At 63.4% G+C, this 21,510-nt stretch carries 19 protein-coding genes; 1 reads left to right on the forward strand and 18 read right to left on the reverse strand.

Going from position 1 to position 21,510, the window contains the following annotated elements:
* Positions 1 to 11: 11 nt before the first annotated feature.
* From NR193_RS06420 to NR193_RS06475, 12 genes are all read right to left on the reverse strand, one after another.
* Positions 12 to 689: a GntR family transcriptional regulator gene (locus tag NR193_RS06420; protein WP_256750033.1), complete on the reverse strand. Its 678-nt coding sequence runs from the start codon at positions 687 to 689 to the stop codon at positions 12 to 14.
* A gap of 150 nt (positions 690 to 839) precedes the next feature.
* The gene (gene fghA / locus NR193_RS06425) at positions 840 to 1,703 is read right to left on the reverse strand and encodes an S-formylglutathione hydrolase (RefSeq protein WP_256750034.1); all 864 of its coding nucleotides are present in this window, start codon (positions 1,701 to 1,703) and stop codon (positions 840 to 842) included.
* Positions 1,704 to 1,868: 165 nt separating this feature from the next.
* Positions 1,869 to 3,308, reverse strand: a complete 1,440-nt coding sequence (locus NR193_RS06430; protein WP_256750035.1) for a 2-hydroxyacid dehydrogenase — start codon at positions 3,306 to 3,308, stop codon at positions 1,869 to 1,871.
* 58 nt (positions 3,309 to 3,366) lie between these two features.
* Positions 3,367 to 4,632: an FAD-binding oxidoreductase gene (locus NR193_RS06435; protein WP_256750036.1), complete on the reverse strand. Its 1,266-nt coding sequence runs from the start codon at positions 4,630 to 4,632 to the stop codon at positions 3,367 to 3,369.
* Positions 4,633 to 4,656: 24 nt separating this feature from the next.
* Positions 4,657 to 5,439, reverse strand: coding sequence for an HpcH/HpaI aldolase/citrate lyase family protein (locus NR193_RS06440; RefSeq protein ID WP_256750037.1), 783 nt, complete (start codon positions 5,437 to 5,439; stop codon positions 4,657 to 4,659).
* Between the two features lie 20 nt (positions 5,440 to 5,459).
* Positions 5,460 to 7,151, reverse strand: coding sequence for a GMC family oxidoreductase (locus NR193_RS06445; RefSeq protein WP_256750038.1), 1,692 nt, complete (start codon positions 7,149 to 7,151; stop codon positions 5,460 to 5,462).
* 15 nt (positions 7,152 to 7,166) lie between these two features.
* Positions 7,167 to 8,645: an aldehyde dehydrogenase gene (locus NR193_RS06450; protein WP_256750039.1), complete on the reverse strand. Its 1,479-nt coding sequence runs from the start codon at positions 8,643 to 8,645 to the stop codon at positions 7,167 to 7,169.
* A 103-nt stretch (positions 8,646 to 8,748) separates the two neighbouring features.
* The gene (locus tag NR193_RS06455) at positions 8,749 to 9,612 is read right to left on the reverse strand and encodes an amino acid ABC transporter ATP-binding protein (protein WP_306279966.1); all 864 of its coding nucleotides are present in this window, start codon (positions 9,610 to 9,612) and stop codon (positions 8,749 to 8,751) included.
* Positions 9,609 to 10,265 carry an amino acid ABC transporter permease gene (locus NR193_RS06460; RefSeq protein ID WP_256750040.1) on the reverse strand — a complete coding sequence of 219 codons (657 nt, stop codon included), beginning with the start codon at positions 10,263 to 10,265 and terminating at the stop codon, positions 9,609 to 9,611. The genes NR193_RS06455 and NR193_RS06460 overlap by 4 nt, the downstream gene beginning before the upstream one ends.
* 75 nt (positions 10,266 to 10,340) lie before the next feature.
* Positions 10,341 to 11,183 carry a transporter substrate-binding domain-containing protein gene (locus NR193_RS06465; protein ID WP_256750041.1) on the reverse strand — a complete coding sequence of 281 codons (843 nt, stop codon included), beginning with the start codon at positions 11,181 to 11,183 and terminating at the stop codon, positions 10,341 to 10,343.
* 29 nt (positions 11,184 to 11,212) lie between these two features.
* The gene (locus tag NR193_RS06470) at positions 11,213 to 12,205 is read right to left on the reverse strand and encodes a proline racemase family protein (protein WP_256750042.1); all 993 of its coding nucleotides are present in this window, start codon (positions 12,203 to 12,205) and stop codon (positions 11,213 to 11,215) included.
* Between the two features lie 3 nt (positions 12,206 to 12,208).
* Positions 12,209 to 12,889 (reverse strand): GntR family transcriptional regulator, encoded by a 681-nt coding sequence (locus NR193_RS06475; RefSeq protein ID WP_256750043.1) that lies wholly within the window; start codon positions 12,887 to 12,889, stop codon positions 12,209 to 12,211.
* Positions 12,890 to 13,000: 111 nt separating this feature from the next.
* On the opposite strand from NR193_RS06475, the gene NR193_RS06480 reads away from it, so the two are divergent.
* Positions 13,001 to 14,431, forward strand: coding sequence for an NAD-dependent succinate-semialdehyde dehydrogenase (locus tag NR193_RS06480; protein WP_256750044.1), 1,431 nt, complete (start codon positions 13,001 to 13,003; stop codon positions 14,429 to 14,431).
* Positions 14,432 to 14,519: 88 nt separating this feature from the next.
* On the opposite strand, the gene NR193_RS06485 is transcribed toward NR193_RS06480, so the two are convergent.
* The 6 genes from NR193_RS06485 to NR193_RS06510 form a co-directional block, all read right to left on the reverse strand.
* A complete protein-coding gene (locus NR193_RS06485; RefSeq protein ID WP_256750045.1) occupies positions 14,520 to 16,895 on the reverse strand; it encodes a xanthine dehydrogenase family protein molybdopterin-binding subunit in 2,376 nt (791 codons plus the stop codon).
* A gap of 3 nt (positions 16,896 to 16,898) precedes the next feature.
* The gene (locus NR193_RS06490; RefSeq protein ID WP_256750046.1) at positions 16,899 to 17,357 is read right to left on the reverse strand and encodes a (2Fe-2S)-binding protein; all 459 of its coding nucleotides are present in this window, start codon (positions 17,355 to 17,357) and stop codon (positions 16,899 to 16,901) included.
* A gap of 27 nt (positions 17,358 to 17,384) precedes the next feature.
* Positions 17,385 to 18,245: a xanthine dehydrogenase family protein subunit M gene (locus NR193_RS33555; protein WP_256750047.1), complete on the reverse strand. Its 861-nt coding sequence runs from the start codon at positions 18,243 to 18,245 to the stop codon at positions 17,385 to 17,387.
* A gap of 63 nt (positions 18,246 to 18,308) precedes the next feature.
* Positions 18,309 to 18,908, reverse strand: a complete 600-nt coding sequence (locus tag NR193_RS06500) for a biotin transporter BioY (RefSeq protein WP_256750048.1) — start codon at positions 18,906 to 18,908, stop codon at positions 18,309 to 18,311.
* A gap of 31 nt (positions 18,909 to 18,939) precedes the next feature.
* On the reverse strand, positions 18,940 to 19,983 hold the full coding sequence (locus NR193_RS06505; RefSeq protein ID WP_256750049.1) for an ABC transporter permease: 1,044 nt from the start codon (positions 19,981 to 19,983) through the stop codon (positions 18,940 to 18,942).
* Entirely contained in the window at positions 19,980 to 21,497 is a 1,518-nt protein-coding gene (locus tag NR193_RS06510) for a sugar ABC transporter ATP-binding protein (protein ID WP_256750050.1), read from the reverse strand. Before NR193_RS06510 ends, NR193_RS06505 begins: the two co-directional genes overlap by 4 nt.
* Between the last annotated feature and the right edge of the window lie 13 nt (positions 21,498 to 21,510).

Consider the following 21,510-nt stretch of genomic DNA (forward strand, 5'->3'; position numbering starts at 1 on the left):
TCCAACACGACCTAGGATGTTCGCGACAGACCGTCTCGCTTTATCGCGTTGACGAGCGTCTTGCTTCCTTCGCGAAGATGCTGCTTGAGAATGCTTACGGCCTTGGCGCCGTCGCGCCGCCGGCAGGCGGCCAGCAGGTCGCGGTGCTCCATCTGCGAGCGGTTGCGATAGTCCAGGTTCGATAGCAGGATACGGACATAGCGGTCGGCCGCATTGTGGTGCGCCTCGATCAGGTCGAGCAATCGGTGGTTGCCACAGCCATCGTAGAGAGCCAGATGAAAGGCCCGGTTCAGCGCTCCCCAACGGCCGACATCGCGCTCCGCGTCGATCTGACCGAACACCTGTTCGGCCTCATCGAGCTTCGCGCCGGCGAGATTGGGAATCGAGAGCCGGAGCGCCTCGCTTTCGAGCAATTCGCGCAACGCGTAGATTTCGCTGATCTCGGCGCTGTCCATCCTGGCGACATGCGCGCCCTTTGTCGGGTGAATGGAAACAATGCCCTCGGTTTCCAGCTGACGAAGGGCATCCCGTATAGGCATCCGACTGAAGCCGAACTGCTCGGCCAAATCGTCCTGGCGAAGCGGTGTGCCCGCCTCGAGACTGCCGTTGGCAATGGCCTCGCGCAGGACATTCGCGACCTGCTCGGCGACGGTCCGCGGCCCCTGCACGCTTTCCGCAAACCCTCGCAAGCAATGCTCCCATTTTCACGCGATGGCCAGAGTAATGGATATAGGTATCCCCGTATACACCAGCGGCAGTGCTAAGCGCTGTCATTTCAGTCTTGCATTCGGCGGCGTCCGTCGCGGAAGGAAATCGACCCGCCGGGATAGCAAAAGGCCTTATGCGCCGGCTTTTGGATCAGACAATCTTTTGGAGTGCCATTTCAGATGGTCGTCCATGAATGTCGAAATGAAGAAATAGGAATGATCGTAGCCGTCCTGCATCCTCAATTTTAACGGGATGCCGGCTTGGGCGCAGGCCGCTTCCAGCAGCCTGGGCCTCAGCCCATCGTTGAGGAATCCGTCAGACGTACCCTGGTCGATGAGAAATTCCGGGAAACGATGTCCGTCCTCGACAAGCGAGGTGGCGTCGTAGCTCCGCCACGAGGCCTCGTCGTTGCCGAGATATTTTTCGAAGGCCGGCCTCGACCAGCCGGCGGTGGCTGGCTGCACGATCGGCGCAAACGCCGAGCAGCTTTTGAAGCGCTCGGGATTTTTCAGCGCCATCGTCAGCGCGCCGTGGCCACCCATCGAGTGGCCAAAGATCGCCTGGCGCGTCATGTCGGCCGGAAACTCCTGCGCGATCAGAGCCGGCAGTTCCTCGGTGATGTAGGAGTACATGCGATAGTTCTTCGCGTAAGGCTCTTGCGTCGCATCGACGTAGAAGCCGGCGCCACAGCCAAACTGCCAATTGTCCTTCTCGTCAGGAATGTCGGCGCCACGCGGACTGGTGTCGGGACAGACGACGATCAAGCCAAGCTCCGCGGCCATCCGCCTGTACTCGCCCTTGTCCATCACATTCGCATGGGTGCAAGTGAGGCCGGAGAGGTACCACACCACCGGGCAAGGCGCTTCACGGGCCTGCGGCGGCACGAAAACGGCAAACGTCATGTCGCAGGCGCAGGCATCCGAAGCGTGGGAATAGACGCCTTGCATGCCGCCATGTGACTTGGCTGCGGAGATGATCTTCATCTGCTCTGACATGTGCTTCTTCTCCGCCATTTCAAAACGCCAACCACAGTCGCTGTGTCTACGGCATCAGTCGGGATCGCGGCAACCTCGATGCGCAGGATCGAGCGCTCAGGCACCGGCGGGAAGAATGCAGCGAGGCTTGCCCCGGCATGTGTCCACCTCCGGGGCAGCTTGATCCTATTGATACGGGCCTCTGAGGTTCAGGTTCCCAGCCAGAGTGCAAAACCGATTTGTCAACCGGACAAGCTCCTCGCCTTGTTCGGCGATGACCTTGCCGCGTTGCTCTGGCAGCGCGATTGAAAGAGCCTTCCACAACTGGGCTTGCCGTTCACACAGACCGGCCAATTCGGAGCATTCGTCAGCGGTCAATGTCCTGAGGTTGCGAGCCGTCACCGGTCCGATGCCGGGAGGCGTGGTCACCCCCAGCGCAAGATACCCTTCCGGGACGGTGCCTTTGGCATTCGTCACCGATTTGCGGCAGATGGCGTCGAAGATCTGGTCGACGGCCTGCCTGGCGCCGGCGACACGCGAAGGATGGTCCGTATCGGCCGCGGCATGCGGCAGAAGTTCAAGCCTGGCACCATGCTTTTCGACGAGATCGAGATAGGGCAGCATCGGACCGGAAAGGCTCCCGGTCGAGGCATCCCTGAACAGATCAGCATCGATGGCGGCATGGCGCACCTGCCCTGTGTCCAGGGCGTCGCCAAGGGCCGCAATGTCGACAAGCTCGCCGCGATCGTAGTTGACCAGAACCGCGCCCTTGTTCATGCGTGACAGGACATCCGCGCCGATGAGCCCGGCATTGGCATAGCGCCCGCTCTGCGCGTCCTGCTTGCCCAGACCGACATGGACACTCAGCACATCGGCGCCTTCAGCCGCGTCGCCGAGGTCCGGCGCATAGGCAAAGCCCTCGGCTTCTATCCAGTCCCGGTGTCGGGGTCGTGCGTGGATTACCACGCGCATGCCGAAGGCGCGGGCAAGCTTGGCCACCTCGCGGCCTATATTGCCATAGCCGATGATCGCGATCGTCTTGCCTTCGAGCTTTTCCGTCGGAAAATCACGCAGGTCCCTGCCGGTGTCGAACGCACCGTGCGCCACCCGCTCGTGAAGCCTGTCGACCGGAAGGTCCGGCAACACTTTGAGGATCGCCTTCATCACCATCTGCGCGGTGGCACGGCTGTTGATGCCGGGCGTGTTCATCAGCACCGCGGTGCCACCCTCGCCATTGCCGCCACCCCAAGAGCGTGAGCCCATATTGCCGGTGCCGGCACCAATCCGCACGCCGGCGAGCGGAAAGACGGTTTCGGCGGGCAGGAAGGTCGCGGCGGCGATGACGGCGTCATAGCGTCCATCGCCGGCGGCATCGATCAGCTCTTCGCGAGTGCTGAGCTCCGGCTGGTAGAAGAAATGCACGCGGCCATGTTCTAGGTCTGCCCTGTCGGCTAGCGCCGTTGCGTGAAAGCGGCCGCCTTTGGCCTCGATGTGGGCACGCACTTCGCTCGGGTCAGGCTTGCCATCGGGTCCGAAGCGCAGGCCGACCAGATCGCAGATCAGCACGGTGTAGACGCGCTGCGGGTCGATTGGCTCTACAGTCTGTGTATTGGTGTTTGCGGTCACGTCGTTTCCCCATGCAAGAACGGAAAGGCCTGCCGGTACAGCAGCGCGCTCTGAATAATCAGAACCTATCCGCCCGGAACGGCGCGAGATCGATCGCCGGCGGCAAACCGGCGGCAAGCTGCGACACGATCTTGCCGGTGACGGCGCCGCCGATCAGGCCCTGATGGCCGTGGCCAAAGGCGTAGATGACGTTCTTCGCCCGCGGCGCCCGGTCGATGACCGGTATGCTGTCGGGCGTGCCGGGACGATGACCCATCCAGCGCGTGACTTCGCCAACCTCCAGTTTCCTGAACATCGGCCGCGCCTGTTTGAGAAGAACGTCCGCCCGGTGCATGTTTGCCGGCGCCTTCAGGCCGGCGAATTCGACATTGCCGGCGATCCGCAGGCCGTCCTCCATTGGCGAAGCCACGAACTTGCGGTCGGCGGAGATGGTCTGGATGCGCAGGCCCGTATCGGCGCCCTTGACCATGATGTGGTAGCCGCGCTCGCTCTCCAGCGGAATGCGGTCGCCGAGCTTGCCGGCAAGGTCGCCCGACCAGGCGCCGGCGCAAAGCACCACGGTCTCGACCGGCATGCGGCCACCGCCCTCAAGCCGCAGCGCCGACGGACCGTAGGCGGCCATGTCGAAGCCTAGCACTTTTGCCCTGGTGAAGTGGGCGCCCTGGCGCGCTGCATGTTCGGCGAGCTTTGCAACAAGGCGGCCGGGATTGGGGCATTGCCCCTGTTCGGGCAGATAGACAGCGCTCTTGAAGATCGGCGCCAGCGCCGGTTCGAGCTGACGGATTTCGTCGGCATCGAGGATATCCACCTTGACGCCATGCTCGCGCCGAAGCCCCAGGCCGTAGGCGCCCTTGGACGGCCCGTCGGCCGTTTCGTGGACGAAGAGCTGGCCGCGTTTCTGCAGCAAGTCCTCGCAGCCGGCAGCCTTGATCAATGGTTCGTAGCACTCGAATGTATAGCGGTGCAGCGAGCGCATCGCCGACGATATCTCCTCGACGCGGGATTTGCGGCTGGCGGCAAGGAAGCGCAGCAGCCAGGGCAGCGCGTGCGGCAGGTAGGCCAGCCGCACGATCAACGGCCCTTCCGGATCCATCAGCCATTTCGGCACGTTGCCGAGCACACCCGGCATCGAGTTCGGGATGCAGGATCCCGGACAGATGCCGCCGGCATTGCCGAAAGAGCACTGCTCCTCCGACCCCGGCAAAGCAGGATCGACCACCTCGACGGCAAAACCCTGCTCAAGCAGGTAGTTCGCGGTGCAGACGCCGATGATGCCGGCGCCGATGACCGTCACCTTGCCGCGCGGCGTGCTTGTCGATGTCATGGCGATCGATCCGGATTATGCCGATCAGGGTGCGATCGCGCTCGGCGTGCCGGCGCGGAAGGCCGGCAGTGAACGCGACACCATTTGCTGCAGCATGCGGAAGTCGGACAGGTAGGCCATGAAGCGATAGCCCATCCTGCGCATGTCGACGCCATAGGCGACCGAGCCGCAATGGATGCCCGGAATGACACCGGCTTCCTTGCATTTGGCGGCGATGTATTCGATCGCCTCGTAGACGGCCGGATAGCGCGGATCGAAGCCCGGCGCCTCGCCCATGGTGACGGCGAGGTCCGACGGACCGACGAAGATGGCGTCGAGATTCGGCGTCTTCAGGATGTCCTCGAGGTTCTTCACCGCCTGATCGCTCTCGATCATCGCCATGGTGATGATGGTGTCGTTGGCGTGCTGGAAGTAGTCCGCGCCGGCATAGAGCGAGGCGCGCAGCGGACCGACGCTGCGACCGCCTTTGGGGAAATAGCGGCATGCCCTGACGAAGGCGTCCGCTTCCTCGGCGGTGTTGACCATTGGGCAGATCACGCCATAGGCGCCGGCATCGAGCACCTTGCCGATGATCGCCGGATCGTTCCACGGCACGCGCACCATCGGCGTCGTGTCCGTGGTCGAGATCGCCTGCAGCATCGGCACCGCGTCGACATAGTCGGTCGCGCCATGCTGGAGATCGATGGTCAGCGCGTCCCAGCCCTGCTGGGCCATCAGTTCCGCCGAGATCGACGAGGGAATACCCAGCCAGCCTGTCACCACTTCGCCGCCGGCGGCCCAGATGTCCTTCACCTTGTTCTTGCGCATAGCCTTGATGTCCTTTTCGATTATCGGGAATGCAAAATCAGGTCCGCCGCTTTTTCAGCGATGGCGATCGTCGTGATGTTGGTGTTGGCGGCAATGATCGTCGGCATGATCGAGGCGTCGACGACCCGCAGCCCCTCAACGCCGCGCACCCGGCACTCGGCGTCGAGCACCGCCAGCGGATCGTTGTCACTGCCCATCTTGCAGGTGCCGGAGACATGCCAGCCGGACCAGACGGATTGCTTGGCCCAATCGGCGATCAGATCTTCGTTGCCGAGCATCGTGCGGATGCGGTCGGTGGTGCCGAACTTGCGCCTGAGCAAGGTTTCGCGAAACAGCGGCGCATAGTCGAAGAGGTAGGCGGCGGATGCCGTCTTGACCCAGTTCCACGGCTTGCGGACGCTGAGCGCGCGGGCTTCGTCGCTGTAGCCGGCCAGGAACCAGGTGTTCACATGCTGCTGGACGTCAGGCGTGTCCATGATCCGGCAGATGCGCTTGAAGCCGTCGACCAGGCGCATGAGGTCGCGGCCGTCGGAGGCGAGATTCAGATCGACGATCGGTTCGTCGGTCTGGGCCGCTGTCTTCAAGGTGACGGTTCCGCGCGAATAGGATTTGTTGACGCAGACATTGAGCGCACCCATCGCCTTGCCGAGCGGATGCCAGCCGGCGCGGTTGACGGGCATCAAGAGCATGTCGCCCAGATGGCAGTCGGCATAATTCGAGGAGTATCTGACGCCGAGAAAGATATGGCGCCGCTGGCCGGGTTTCAGACGCGCCGATTTCTTGAAATGCGCGCCGACCGCCAGATGTGGATGATCGGTCAGGTTCTCGCCGACGCCGGGGCGATCGGCAATGACCTCGATGCCCAGCCGCTTCAGTTGCGCCGCCGGACCGATGCCGGCGCGCAGCAGGATCGCCGGCGAATGCAGGGCGCCGGCTGATACGATTGTCTCGCCGGCGCTGTAGGTCTTCGTCTGGCCATCGATGGTGACCTCGACGCCGGTAATGCGCGTCCCCTTGGTCACCAGTCTCTCGACGAAGGCATTGGCGAAGATGTGCAGGTTCTTGCGGGCGCGCGCCTCGCTGTCGAGATAGCCGATGGCCGTCGACACGCGGCGGTCGTTCTCGTTCGACAAGGGCAGCGGGAACGAGCCGTCCTCGAAGCTGCCATTGTAGTCCGGCCGATAGGGGTACTCGCCTTCCGTCGCCTTGAGGACCGACTTGGTGAAGCCGGCCCAGTCCTGCGGAAAGACCCGGCGGATGGGAATCCGGCCGGTCTTGTTGTGGAGATCGCCATCGAAGTCGAGGTCGCGCTCGAGCTTCTTGAGATAGGGCAGCATGCCGTCCCATCCCCATCCGGTGAGGCCTAGGCCCTCCCATTCGTCATAGTCGTGCGGCAGGCCGCGCACCGCGAACTGGCCGTTGATGCTGGAGCCGCCGCCCATCACCTTGGCTTGCTCGAGCTTGGCGGTCTTGACCACTTGCGCGTTCTGCTTCGGCGAGCGGTTGAAGACGCGCAGCTCCGTCCAGTGGTATTTCGGGTCGAAATAGGAAAGGCCGGGGTAGCTGTCCGCGATCACCTCCGGGACATCGTCCGGAGGCGTGTCGGGCCCGGCCTCGAAAAGCGCGACCTGCCTGGTGCCGTTTTCCGAAAGACGGCTGGCAAGCACGGCTCCGGCCGAGCCGCCACCGACGATGATGTAGTCGAATTGCATAGGCGTGCGCTCGCTTCAGGCGTAGTTGGCCCAGATGGCCTTTTGGCGCAGGAACGCCTCGATACCGGCACGGCCCATGTCCTTGCCGAAGCCGGACCCCTTGTAGCCACCGGCCGGATAGGTGAACTCCGGGCCGCGCCCGTGCTGGTTGATCCAGACCATGCCGGCCTCGATCGAATCCGCTGCCTTGAGCGCCTTCTTCAGGTCCGTGGTGTGGACACTGGCGGCAAGCCCGTAGACCGGGTGCGCCGCCTGGGCGAGGCCTTCCTCGAGATCGGCGAAGGTGCGCACGGTCAGCACCGGACCAAAGAACTCTTCCTTGAAACCGATATTGTCGTCCGAGACGTTTTCCAGGATCGTCGGCGCATAGAAGCTGCCCTCGTTGCGGCCTTCGAGCACCGTCGCGCCGGTGACCACCGAGGCGCCCTCATTGACGCTGGCGCGGACCATCGTATCGATGCGCTCGAGCTGCTTGCGGCTGATGATCGGTGCGAAGGTCGTCGTCTCGTCCCAAGTCGGTCCCGCCTTGATCGCCTTTGTCCGGGCGATGACGCGCTCGACGAGTTCGTCCGCAATCCTGTCCTCGACGATCAGCCGCGAGCCCGCCGTGCAGACCTGGCCGGCATTGTCCATGAACGCCGCCGCGACCCGGCCGGCCACCACGTCGATATCGCCGGCATCGGCGAGCACCAGTTGCGGGCTCTTGCCACCGAGCTCGAGGGTGACGGGCTTGATGCCGGACTGAGCCGCCAGCGTCATGATCGCGGCACCCGTCTGTGTCGAGCCGGTGAACGAGATCTTCAGGATATCGGGATGGCGCACGATCGCCGCCCCGGTCGTGTGGCCATAGCCGTTGACGACATTGAACAGGCCGGCGGGAATGCCGGCCTTGGCGGCAAGCTCAGCCAAGGCGAGAAGGCTGTGCGGGGTCAGTTCCGACGTCTTCATCACCACCGCATTGCCGGCGGCCAGCGCCGGGGCGAATTTCCAGGCCGCCGTGATCATCGGGAAGTTCCAGGGAACGATCGCGCCGACGACGCCGTAAGGCTCATGCTTGACGATGCTGAGCGCATTCGCCTCGGTCGAGGTGACCGTGCCTTCGATCTTGTCGCAGAACTCGGCGTAGTAGCGCACGACGCCGGCGGTGCGCACCGCGTCGCGGGCAATCGTCATCGAAATCAGCCGGCTCGACCCCATCGCCTCCAGCTGTCCGAGGTAGGTGGCGTTCTGTTCGATCAATGCCGCGAAGCGCAACAGCACGGCGGCGCGATCGCGCGGCGCGATCTTCGCCCAGCGGCTTTGCGCCAGCGCCTTTTTCGCGGCATCGACCGACTGCTGCACCGCGGCTTCGCCGCCATCGGCGATCATGCCCATGTGCTGGAGATCGGAAGGCCTGAGAACCTCGATCTCCGTGCCCGGCAGCTCAACATACTGCCCCCCGATGTGATGGCCCTTGGGAATGGAAACCGTGGCGGGATCGAAACTCAGCGTCATTGATATCTTTCCTTCTGCGGCCAACTCGAAGGGTCCGCATGGATTGGTGCGGTCCCGTTGCCGACGACGGCCACTTGACTGTTGCGCGTGAAGCGGCGTGCCTTCAGCACGCCTTCTCGGCCTCACGCGCCTCGAGGAACGGGCGAAGCAGATCCGCCGATTCGTGGAAGCGTCCGACAAAACTCTTCAGACGCGGATGTTCGGGATGCAGCAGCACCTTGGACGGTGGCCCTTCCTCGGCAACCAGTCCCTGATCGAGAAATACGACCCGATCGGCGACCTCGAAGGCAAAGCCCAGTTCGTGGGTGACGATCACCATGGTCATGCCGCTCTTGGCCAGTTCGACCATCGCCTTCATCACTTCGCCGACCAGTTCGGGATCGAGCGCCGAGGTCGGCTCGTCGAACAGCATCACCTTGGGCTGCATGGCCATGGCCCTGGCGATCGCGACCCGCTGCTGCTGGCCGCCGGAAAGCTGGCGCGGATATTTCTCCACATGCTGTGCCAGCCCCATGATATCGAGAAGCTTCAGCGCCGTTTGACGCGCCTGCTCCTTCGGCTCTTTCTTGACGATGACCGGGCCTTCCATGACGTTCTCGAGCGCCGTCATGTGCGGGAAGAGGTTGAACTGCTGGAACACCATGCCGGTCTTCGAGCGTATCCGGTTGACTTCCTGGTTGGGAATCTGGGACCCGCCCTTGCCGTCAGCTTCCTTCTGGAACAGAACCTCGTCGCCGATGACGATGCTGCCGCTGGTCGGAGTGTTGAGCAGGTTGATGCAGCGCAGCAGCGATGTCTTGCCCGATCCGCTGGCGCCGATCAGCACGACCACCTCGCCTTCGACGACCGAGAGGTCGATGCCGTTCAGCACCCGCTTGTCGCCAAACTTCAGGCAGATGCGATCCAGCCGCAGCACCGGCTTGTCGCTCTTCTCCGGCGCGGGGGCATTCGATTGGGTGATGCTCATTTTACGCTGGCCCCGCTCTTTTCGAGTTTCCGGGACAGCAGCGTCAGCGGAACCAGGATAATCAGGAAGATGACGCCAACGGCGGTGTAAACCTCCATCGGCCGATAGGTGAAACTGCTGATGTAGCTGGCCTGATAAAGAAGGTCGGGGACCGTTATCATCGACAGCAGCGTCGTGTTCTTCATCTGGATGATCGACTGACCGGCGAGCGGCGGGATCATCTTTCGAAAGGCCTGCGGCAGGATAATCCGGCGCATGCGCTGGCCATAGGACATGCCGATGGCGGTCGCCGCATCCGTCTGGCCGGGATCGACCGACTGGACGCCGGCGCGCAGGATTTCGGCGTAGAAGGAGCCGACGTAGCAGCTGAGCCCGATGAAGCCGGCCCAGAATTTGGTGACATTGATGCCGGCGAAGATCGGGAAGGCGTAGTAGACCCACAACAGCGTGACGAGCAGCGGAATGTTGCGGAAGAACTCCACGTAGATCTGGCCGAGGATGACCAGCGGACGGAACCTGCTCAGCTGGATGAGCCCGATGAAAAGGCCGATCAGCATGCCCGCGCCGATCGTGATCACGGTGAAGTAGAGCGTCATCAGGAGGCCCTGCCAGAGCAGCCCGATGTTGTTGGTTATGACTGTATAGTCGAACATGGCGTCCTCACTGGTTCGATGCACGTCCAGTGGTGGCCTGACCGCCGCGCTGTGCGGCGGTCAGGCTGTTTGCGATCAGAAGCTGAAGCCTGCCGGAAGGATCGACAGATCGATGCCACGGGCTTCCCATGAGCGGGCAAGCTTGCCCTGGGCGAGGCCGAGCGAACGCTCCTGCAGGATCCAGTTGGTCAGGAAGTTGATGAAGCCGGCATTGCCGGGCTTGCGCGCCACGGCAAGCGTTGCCGGATTGCGCAAGATCGGCTCGGGAAGCGACACATTGCCGATCTTCTGGTTGGTGATCTGCAAAGCGTCGAAAATGGAGAAGACGACGCCATCGGCGCGGCCAGCCTGGAGTTCCATCAGCGCCAGGCCGCGATCCTCCACCGGGGTGATTTTCGCCTTCGGCAGCAAGGCTTCGGCGACGACCTGCATGGTGCTGCCCTTCTGGACGACGACGGTCTTGTCGGGCGAGTTGAGTTCGGCCCAGGTCTTGACCGGCTTGCCGGGAGGCGTCAGCACGGCCCAGGCGTCGGTGAACAGCGGCTCCCACAGATAGTCGACGACGAGACCGCGCTTCGGGTTCGGATTGACGCCGATGGCGATGTCGATCTTGTTGGACTGGAAGTCGGCGGCCAGGTTGCCCCAGGTCGTCTCGACAGGCTCGAGCTTGACACCGAGCTGGGTCGCGATCTCGCCGAGGAATTCGTAGTAGAAGCCGCTCCACTGGCCGGTGGCCGGGTCCTTGATGTAGCCCGGCTCCTCGCCGGTCATGACCGGCACTTTCAGCACGCCGCTGGCACGGATCTGTTCGATGACGGCGGATGGATTGTCGTCGGCCGAAGCGGCGATGGGTGCCGAGAGCAGGCCCAGGCCGATGGTCAAGGCGGCCATGAACGTACGAATGACTGTGAGTTTCATTTCATTCCCCTTTCTGAATTATTGGTTGGTTAGCGGCATAAAAATCCCTGCGAGAGAGGATCGCCTTTCTCGAAGAAGATGGTCTGGGTCGAGGTGATGAAGGCGGCGCCTTCGATCTCGACAATCATCGCGTCCCGGCCTTCGGCCCGGACGCGCTGCTGCAGGCGCGCCTCGAACGGAATGCCGAGTATGTTCCTGGCATGGTAGGTCTGGTCGGGGCCAATGAGCCCCTTCTCCAGCAGAAAAGTCAGCCGCGCCGAGGTCCCGGTGCCGCAAGGCGAGCGGTCGAACTTGTTCGATTCCAGAACAAGGAAATGCGTTGCCGAATTCTCGCTGTCGGCATCGTAGAAAAGAACGCTCGGCGCGGCGGCGCCGGCAAACAGCGGCATGTCCTGCGTTGCCGCCTTGATTGCGTCCTTGATCCTGGCGCCCGCCCGCATCAGCGTCGATGCGCTGTCCGGAACAAGCTCGAGTCCGAGCGGTGCGGCGTCGACCAGCGCATACCACATGCCGGCGTAGACGATTGCCGCATCGACCGCGCCAAGCTCTTCGACGACAACGCTCAGATGCTCGAGCCCGACATAGCTTGGGACATTGGCTATCCGCACGCGATCGAGCGAGCCGTGTTCATTCCAGATCAGATGAACCGTTACGATACCGGCCGGCGTTTCCAGCGTGAAGCTGTCACCGGTTTCAGCGCTGATCTGCCCGGTGAAGGCCAGCGTCCTGGCAAAGCCGATCGTGCCGTGACCGCACATGTCGAGATAGACATAGGACGAGATGAAGAACGCACCATAGTCGGCGACGTCGGAGGCGACGGGCACCAGGCCGACCATGGCGGCATGACCTCGCGGCTCATGAAGCAATGCCGGACGGAGATGATCAAAGCGCTGACGGAAATGGTCGCGCTTGTCCCGCACGCTCGAACCGGCAAGCTGCGGGACACCGCTCAGGATGACTCGCGTGGGATGACCGGCCGTATGAGAATCAATGACGCTGAACGCTGACGAAATGGTAGTCACGAACTAGCCCTCTCCGAAGGCGTCGCGAATGCCGGCCCGCATGCTCTGCCAGATTTCCCGAATGAGGTTTTCGGTCATCGCCTTGGCGCTTTCGCCATCGCCCTCGGTGATCGCGTCGTAAATGCGGGCCGTGTCATCCAGGGAGAGCTGGATGATCTTCGGATCCTTCTCGTAGGCGTGGTAGCGATACCGCAAGGCCTGCTTTTCGAGCCCGCCAAGCAGGCGCGTCAGCGTCTTGTTGCCGGCAAGATCGTAGGTCAGAAAGGATCCGCGCACGTCGACGATGAAGAACTGCCGGGCGTCGTTCCTGGACTGCGCCTCCTTCAGCTCGGACAGCAGGATCTTGAACTCGGCCTTCTTCTCGATGTCGTTGGATTCGGCGGCCTGCTTGGCGACCAGTCCTTCCAGCTCGATGCGGCACATATAGACCTCATCGAAGTCGCGCTGCGACATCGGTGAAACCCAGATGCCGCGCCGGGCCTCGCGCATCACCAGGCCATCGCGCTCGAGCAGCCGCAACGCCTCACGCACCGGCGACCGGCTGACGCCGTATCGTTCGGCGACCATTTCCTCGGTCAGTCGCTCCCGGGATTTGATGCGGCCGAAGATGATCTCTTCCTCCAGCATCTCGGCGAGATTCTCGGGGATGGCGACCGACAATTTCTGAAAGCGTGCTAAAATCATGTCGACACCATACTGTATACAATGTACAGGTCAAGCCATCGCGGTAATTTCTTTTGACGTGCAATCTGCCGGCGGCCTTCCGCGGACCGCCGGGCTGAAAGGGGCCAGGACATGTATCCAGAGACGATCGAGCTGCTGATTGACGGTGCGTGGTGCCAGGGATCGGACGGCAAGTCCGAACCGTTGATCAATCCCGCCACCGAAGAGGTGCTGGCATCCGTGCCGCACGCCACGGAGGCCGATCTCGACCGCGCTCTTGCGGCCTCGGCCAAGGGCTTCAAGCTGTGGAAGGCGATGACCGCGATGCAGCGCTGGGCGATCATGGACAAGGCCGCCGACGTGATCGAACAGCGCAAGGAGACCATCGCCCGCATCCTGACGATGGAGAATGGCAAGGCGCTGGCCGAGGCCACCGGCGAGGTGCAGTTCGCCGCCGATGCGACCCGCTGGTACGCGGAAGAAGGCAAGCGCGCTTACGGGCGCATCGTCCCTGCCCGGCTGCCCGGCGTACGGCAGATGGTCTTCAAGGAGCCGGTCGGACCGGTCGTCGCTTTCGCCGCCTGGAACTTTCCGGCCAGCAATGTCATCCGCAAAATTTCCGGCGCGCTTGGCGCCGGCTGCTCGATCATCCTGAAGCCGGCGGAGGAAACGCCCGGAACCGCCGTGGCCATCGCCCGCTGCTTCCAGGACGCAGGACTGCCGGCGGGCGTACTCAACATCGTCTTCGGCGAACCGGCCAACGTCTCGTCCTATCTGATCGCCTCGCAGATCCCGAAGAAAGTCTCGCTGACCGGCTCGACCGCGGTTGGAAAGCTGCTGCAGAAGCAGGCGGCGGACACGTTGAAGCGCTGCACCATGGAGCTCGGCGGCCACGCCCCCGTCATCGTCTATGAGGACGCCGATCTCGAAAGGACGCTCGATACGGTCGTCGCATTCAAGTTTCGCAATGCCGGCCAGGTGTGTACCTCGCCGACCCGTTTCTACGTGCATGAGGCTGTCTATGACCGCTTCATCGACGGCTTCGCCACCCGCGCCGAAAAGCTCAGGATTGGCGGCGGCCTCGACACAAACGTGCAGATGGGTCCAATGATCGCGCCACGACGGCTGGATGCCATGGACGCTTTCGTCAGCGACGCAACGGCGAAGGGCGCGGCCGTCGTCACCGGCGGCAAGCGTATCGGCAACAAGGGCTATTTCTATGCCCCGACATTGCTGAAGGACGTGCCAGACACGGCGCGCATCATGTCCGAGGAGCCATTCGGGCCGATCGCCCCGACGACCCCGTTCTCAACCTTCGACGACATGATCGAGCGGGCAAACTCGCTGCCTTACGGGCTGGCCTCGTTTGTGTTCACCCGCAACCTCAGCCTTGCCCAAAAGACCGAAGCGGCGCTGGAAGCCGGTATGGTCGGCGTCAACCACATGATGGTCTCGACGCCCGAAACGCCCTTCGGCGGCGTCAACGAATCCGGCTATGGCTCGGAGAGCGGCATCGAAGGCCTCGACGCCTACCTGCGGACCAAGTTCGTGACGGAAATGTAGTTGCCGCCGGTGCTTGCGCGACAACCGCTCGCTCGACGCAGCCCCCGACGGACGGTCATTTGCGCGCCGGGATCACGGGAAGGATCCCTCATCGATCAATGGGCCTGGGCCTCATCAGCACATTGTCCCACCAGTTGTCGGCGATGTGAGTCAGTTCGACGGCAGGTTCCTTGCCCAGCAGCAGCCCCAGCACACGCGGCGGCGTGAGCGGCATTTGCTGGACACGGCACCCTGTTGCATTGGCGACGGCGCAGGCGACGGCTGCCGGGGGATTGAGAATGGGCACCTCGCCCGCGCCCTTGGCGCCGAGCGGGCCGATGGAAGGCGCGCCTTCGTAGAGGTCGATCTCGACAGGCACGGTATCCAACGCGAGTGGGACGCGATAGGTCTCGAGGCTGCCCTGTCGGATGCACCCGTCCTCGCCGATGGTGTGCTCTTCATGCAGCGCGTAGCCGAGCCCCTGCGTGACCCCGCCCTGGATCTGCCCGTGGATGGCGCGCGGGTTGAGCGCCCGGCCGACATCCTGCACCACCTTGTAGCTCAGGATTTCGACATGGCCGGTGTCGGGGTCCACGGCGACCTCGCAATCATGGACATTGAAGACGGGAATATCGATTGCGTCGATGAAATGGCCCGCCGCGCAGCCGGGCATCGCCGGCACGCCGGGATTGGTGAACGAGCCGCTGCCGACCACTGGACCCGTCAACCGGTGCGCGTGCTGCACGGCCTTGGCAATGGTCATACCCGATCCCTCGATGCCGGCGATCTCAACCCGTCCATTGCGCAAGACCAGCCGTTCCGGCTGGGTCTGCAGCAGCTCACTCGCCGTGTGCAGGATCTTGTTGCGCACGTCCGCGGCAGCGGCGAGGCTCGCCGCGCCGACGGAAACGGTCGTGCGGCCTCCGCCGACGCCGAGATCGAAACCGGCTGCATCCGTATCGGCATTGCGAACGATCACGTCATTCGGGTGAATTCCGAGCTCATAGGCGACGATCTGCGGCAACGCCTGCACCATCGTGCCCTGGCCTAGCTCGACCCCGGCGGTGATGAGCGTCGCGCTGCCGTCGGCATTCAGGTTGATGGTGGCCGTCGAGGGGCCGACGAAGATGAACCAGGTGCCCACCACGGTGGCCCGGCCGTACAGGCGCCCGCCCGCCAAAGGCTCCTTGCTGGGAGACGCTTCCCGCAGCCTTGCCATCCGATCAAGCATCGGGCCGAGCACGTCGCCTTCGAAGACCTGTCCCGTTGCGCCAAGGTCTCCGTCGCCCAGGACGTTCCGCCGCCTGAATTCGAGCGGATCCATCCCAATGGCCTGGCAGATCTCGTCCGTATGCCGCTCCAGTGCGAATGTGTTGTAGACACCGTTGCAGGCACGAAAGGCCCCGTTGGGGGGAGTGTTGGTGTAGACGGCACGGCTCGCCAGCTTGACCGAGCCAAGCCTGTAGTTGCCGCCGAGTGTGTGCGCCGTCATCGTCGTGAGGAATATCTGCTCGCCGCCATAGGCGCCGCAGTCCATCAGCACGACGGCTTCGCGTCCAGCGATGTCGCCGCTTTGGGTCACCGCGGATCGGATCTTGATTTCGGCGTTTTCGCGGCAGAGGCAGGTCAGCATCTCCTCCTGCCTCGAATAGACGAGGCGCACTGGCTGCCCGGATTTGCGCGCCAGGATCGCGGCATAAGGCTCCAGCGTGCAGTCGAATTTCTGACCGAACCCCCCGCCCACGGGCGGCACCGTGACATGCACCTGAGAGGCAGGAACACCAAGCAGCTTCGCCGTCATGTTGCGAACCGTCCATGGGACCTGTGTCGACGTCTCGATATGGTAGCGGCCGTCTTCGTAGGAGGCGACGACGGCCCGGGGTTCGAGCGAGACATGGTTCTGCCGGCCGACCCGAAAGCAGCTCTCCACGACCACGACGTCATCGCGGGCGAATGCTGCCTCGGTATCGCCCCGGACCACCGCCGCTTCCCAGGCAACGTTGCCGCCACGAGCGCCGCCTTCGAACAGAAGTTCGTAGTTCTTCCAGTCAGGGTGAACCAAGCGAGCGCCAGGCGCCAGCGCATCCGCCATGGTGAGCACGATGGGAAGGGGTTCAAGTTCGACTTCGATCGCGCGTGCCGCCGCCCGGGCTTGCTCGTAAGTGTCGGCGGCCACCGCGGCGATCTGCTCGCCATGAAAGCGGATGACGCCCGAGGCGAAGAGCGGATGATCGGCGATGCCGATACCGTGCATTCCCGGGGCGTCTTCGGCAAGCGCTATGGCGCGCACGCCCGGCATTTGACGGGCGCGCGTGATGTCGATCTTCAGGATGCGGGCCGACGCGACCTCCGATCGCAAGATCGCCGCGTGAAGCATGCGCGGCAGCATACGGTCGACGGTGTAGCGCGTGCGGCCGAGCAGCTTGTCGCGTGCGTCGCGCCGTCGCAGGTTCATCGTGACGTTTGACGGGTCGGCCGTTGCCATTGCTCAGCTCCGCTTCGCCAACGCCACGGCCGCATCGACCAGGCGCTCATAGCCGGTACACCGGCAGATATTGCCGACAAGCGCCGCCTTGATTTCATCCCTCTCGGCCCGCGGATGCTCCTGGAAGAAGCTCGTGAGGACCATCAGGATACCGGGAAAGCACATGCCGCACTGGACGACATCGTGCTCTTCCATGATCCGCTGCAGAGGCGATAGCTCGCCCGCCGTCGCAAGCGATTCGACCGTGTAGACCTCTCGTCCCTCGGCCATGCCGAGCGGCACCAGGCAGGACACGACCGGCTGTCCGTCGAGATGGACGGTGCAGGCCCCGCAGAAGCCCTCGCGGCATGCGACTTTCGCTCCGGTCAGATGGAACTCGTCCTTCAGCACGTCGACAAGCGGCGTGAGCGGTTCGGCGCGCGAAACTCGGTCTTCACCATTGACAACGAGACGCAAGGACATCGGCTTGATCTCTTCCGGGTACGAGCTTTAGGACTGCTCTTGAAGGGCGAGCACGGCGCGGCGCACGAGGCTGGGAAGCACTTTCACCCGGTACCAGCCTGGCGCCTCGACGCCTTCGCGGCCCAAAAAATCTCCGCAAAACCGTTCGGCTTGTTCGGTCGCGCGGTGTGGATCGAGGCTATGGCCGACAAGGCTTGTTTCGAGCTGCTCCCAGCGGCGCGCAACGGGTTCGACCGAGCCGACCGCCACCCTGGCGCTTTCGACGACGCCGGTCGGGTTCAAGGTCGCCGCCAGGCTCACGATTGCCACGGGGTAATCTCCCGCCTTGCGCAGCGGGAGCCTTATATGCGCCGAGCGCCGAGCCGTGCGCGGAACGATCACACGGCGGACGAGACGGTCGGGTCCAATGCCTGTCCTCACCTCCAGGAAACGCTTCACCGTCATCCGTTCGGACCCTTTCGCACCTTCTATTTCGAGCTCGGCATCGAGGCATAGCAGGGCGGGCACCAGATCAGCCGCGGCAAAGGCCGAAGCGCAGAGATTTCCGCCGATCGTGGCAACGTTGCGGACTGCGGGATTTGCGGCGTTGACGGCGGCCTGTGCCAGCGCGCGGCATTCGGGCAGCGATCCAAGCGAGCTTGCCAGTTCGGCATGGGTAACGCAGGCACCTATGCTGATCTCGCGATCGAGAATATCCAGCCGCCGCAACTCGTCGATCTTGCAAATCGCCACATAGGACAGCTCCCGCCGCTCGTGCCTGAGCGGAGCCCGCATGATCCAGGTCGCGCCGGCAAGAGCTGCTCCAGCCGACCCGCGATCGGCAAGAGCGGCTATCGCATCGGCCAGCGACGTCGCTGCATGGAAGCGCTCTCCATTCTGTCCGGGCACGCTATTGGGTCCCTCCTGCCGGATGGATCTGAGGATCGCTGCGCAACCTTGGCAATTCCGCTTTCAGCGATCGCCGTCGCGCGTCCGGCCAACAAATTTCCAGGCCAGCGGCAGGACCGCGGTGGCAAGCGCCAGCTTGAGCAGATCGCCGAGGACGAAGGGCGTGAGACCCCAGGCCAGGATCGGCTTGTCCCACCCAACGACGGTGCCCAGCCAGGAAAGTCCGAAGGCATAGATGACGACCGTTCCCAAAAGCATGGAAAGCGCCGTCGTGACGATCCTGCGATCCCAGCCGTGGCTGGCGAGGAGGCCGCAAAGTGCCGCGGCGGGCAGATAGCCGAGGAGGTAGCCGCCGGTCGGACCGACCATGTAGGCGAGACCGATGCCTTTCTCAGGTGTTCCGGCGAAAACCGGAAGCCCGAGCGCGCCTTCGATGAGATAGAGAGCGACTGTGGCAGCGCCCAGCCGCCATCCGAAACTTGTCCCGATCGACAGGACGACAAAGGTCTGCATGGTCATCGGCACCGGGTAGAACGGAACCTGCAGTTTGGCTGACAGCCACAGGGCCAGCGATCCGGCGATGGCCAGAACACCATTCCTGAGCGCTGTCGTGCGGCCGGAGAAGGCCTGTTCTGCAAGCGTGGGATAGGTTGAGGAAATCATGGTCTTTCCTTTCGGTGTTGAGTGATTGCCGTCAGCGGTCGCCAACCAGCATGCGGTAGCGGAATTGGTCGAGGATGACGGCGAGAACCAGCAGCGAGCCGAGCAGCACCATCTGCATGTACGAGCCGATCTGGGCGATGTTCATGCCGTTCTGCAGCAGCACGATGAAGAAGGCGCCGAGAACGACATTCTCCACACGGCCCAGCCCTCCGCGCAGGGAAACCCCGCCGATGACACAGGCGGCGATCGATTCCAGCGCGATCGTGCCGCCAAGATTGGTTTCGCCGGACTCGACCCGGGCCGTGAGCAGAAGACCTGCCAGAGAAGCCAGCATCGCGCACAGGACATAGGCCAGGAACAGCACCCGCTTGGTGTTGACGCCCGAGAGGTTGGCCGCCCTGACATTGCCGCCGACCGCGTAGATGTGAGAACCCAGTTTCGTTCGGTTCATCAAGAGCCAGATGCCAACGATCGCCAGCAAGGCGATCATCACCGGCACGGGAATGCCGAGCACCCGCCCGAAGCCGAAGAAATTGCCGAAATCGTAGGGCAGTCCGGATATCGGAACGCCGCCGGTAAGGAACAGCGCGATGCCCGCACCGACCGACTGCACGCCAAGGGTCATGATGAATGGCGAGACGTCGAACTGGGCGATACCGAGCCCGTTCAGGCATCCGATCAGCAGCGCGGCGCCCAATCCCGCACCGGCGCCAAGCAGGATCGCCAGCCAGATCATGTCTGGCATGACCGGCGCCAGCGCGACCATCGCCATCGCCGACACAACCGAGGTCATCGCGATCGCCGTGCCAACCGAGAGATCAAAACCTCCGGTGATGAGGACCAGCATCTGACCCAGCGAAACCAGAACCAGATAGACAGACTGCCTGGCGACGTTGGTCAGGTTCTGGATCGACAGGAACTGGTTCGAGATCAGTGAGAAGACGATCAGCGAAAAGACCAGGAAAAACGGCAGCACCCCGACACGCAGGAACACGAATCTTATGGCCGCCAGCAGAATGGTGGCGCGGGTTCGTGGCGCCCCTGCATCCTCGGTTCGGCTGCTCTGAATGGTCATGGCTGGATTCCCGTCTCCGCAAAGAAATATTTCAGGACATTTTCCTCCGCGATCTCGGCGCCGGTGAGTTCGGCCGATACTCTGCCCTTCGAGAAGACCAGCAGGCGGTGCGCAAGGTTCATCACCTCCGGCAGGTCGGAGGAGATCACCACCACCGCCTTGCCGGCCTCGGCGATCTCCTTGATCAACCGGTAGAGCGCGGCGCGGGTGCCCATGTCGACGCCGACCGTCGGCTCATCGAAGATGTAGATGTCCCGCTCCTCGCCAAATCCCTTGCCGAACAGCACCTTCTGCTGGTTGCCGCCCGAAAGCTTCGAGACAATGCGGCCCATATGGGCTGAAGCAATGCCGACGCGCTCGCCGATCTTGTCGGCCAGCGCCCTTGCGCGACGCGGCGCAACAATTCCGAGGCGCCCCACGATCTCGGCCCGGCCGAGCAGGTTGAGCTTGATGTTTTCGCGTGCCGTCGCCGCCAATTGCAGGCCCTCGCCCTTGCGGTCAGGCGGCAAATAGTGGACGCCGCCGCGCAGCATATGCCTCGTCGCCGCATGGGTCACGTCGCGCCCCTTGAGCGTGACCGTGCCTGACCGGATCGGCTGCAAGCCAAGAACACTGCGCCAGATCCGCGACTTGCCGCTGCCGACCAGGCCGGCAACGCCCAGCACCTCGCCGGCGCGCACGTCGATATCAACGCCATGAAAGCCGGCGCCGTGCATCCCGCGCAGCGTCATCAGCGTCTTGCCATCCGGCTGGCGGCCGATCTCGGGATAGATCTGATCGATCGCCCGACCGGTCATCAGCTCGACGAGCGTCTTCTCGGAGGTGTCGCGCGCCGACACGGTCCCGATCAGACGGCCGTCACGAAGCACGCTGATGTTGTCGGCGATTTCGCGAAATTCCTGGATGCGATGTGAAATGTAGATGATGCCGACGCCGTCGGCCTTCGCCTTGGCGATGAAGGCGAAAAGCTTGCGCGTTTCCTTCTCGGTAAGCGAGGCGGTCGGCTCGTCGAGGATCAGGACCCTCGCCTTGCCCAGAAACACCTTGGCGATCTCCACCATCTGCTGCTCGGCACGCGACAGAGTGGAAACGCGCCGTCGGATGTCGATCTCGAAGCCCAGGTCCTGGAACAAAGCGCGTGCGCCCTCGGCCATGGCGCGCCGGTCGGTCAAAGGACCGCGCTTGAGCTCGCGGCCGAGATAGACGTTCTCGAAAACACGCAATGTCGGGATCAGCGAGAATTCCTGAAACACGGTGCCGATGCCATGCCTGGCGGCGTCATGCACCGAACGCAGGTCGACTTCCTCGCCATCGATGCGCAGCGAACCCGATGTCGGCCTGTAGAGGCCGGAGAGGATCGAGATGAGCGTCGACTTTCCGGCACCGTTCTCGCCGAACAGCACATGGACCTCTCCACGCTCGAGCCTGAAATCGACGCCATCGAGAGCCTTGACGCCGGGAAACTCCTTCGAGATCCGGGTCATTTCCACCAGTGGGGTGTTTGCGTTGTCCATTTGCCAACCCGGT

Origin of the sequence: Mesorhizobium sp. Mes31, assembly GCF_024519675.1 — a bacterium.
In the GTDB taxonomy this organism is placed as follows: Bacteria; Pseudomonadota; Alphaproteobacteria; order Rhizobiales; family Rhizobiaceae; genus Mesorhizobium.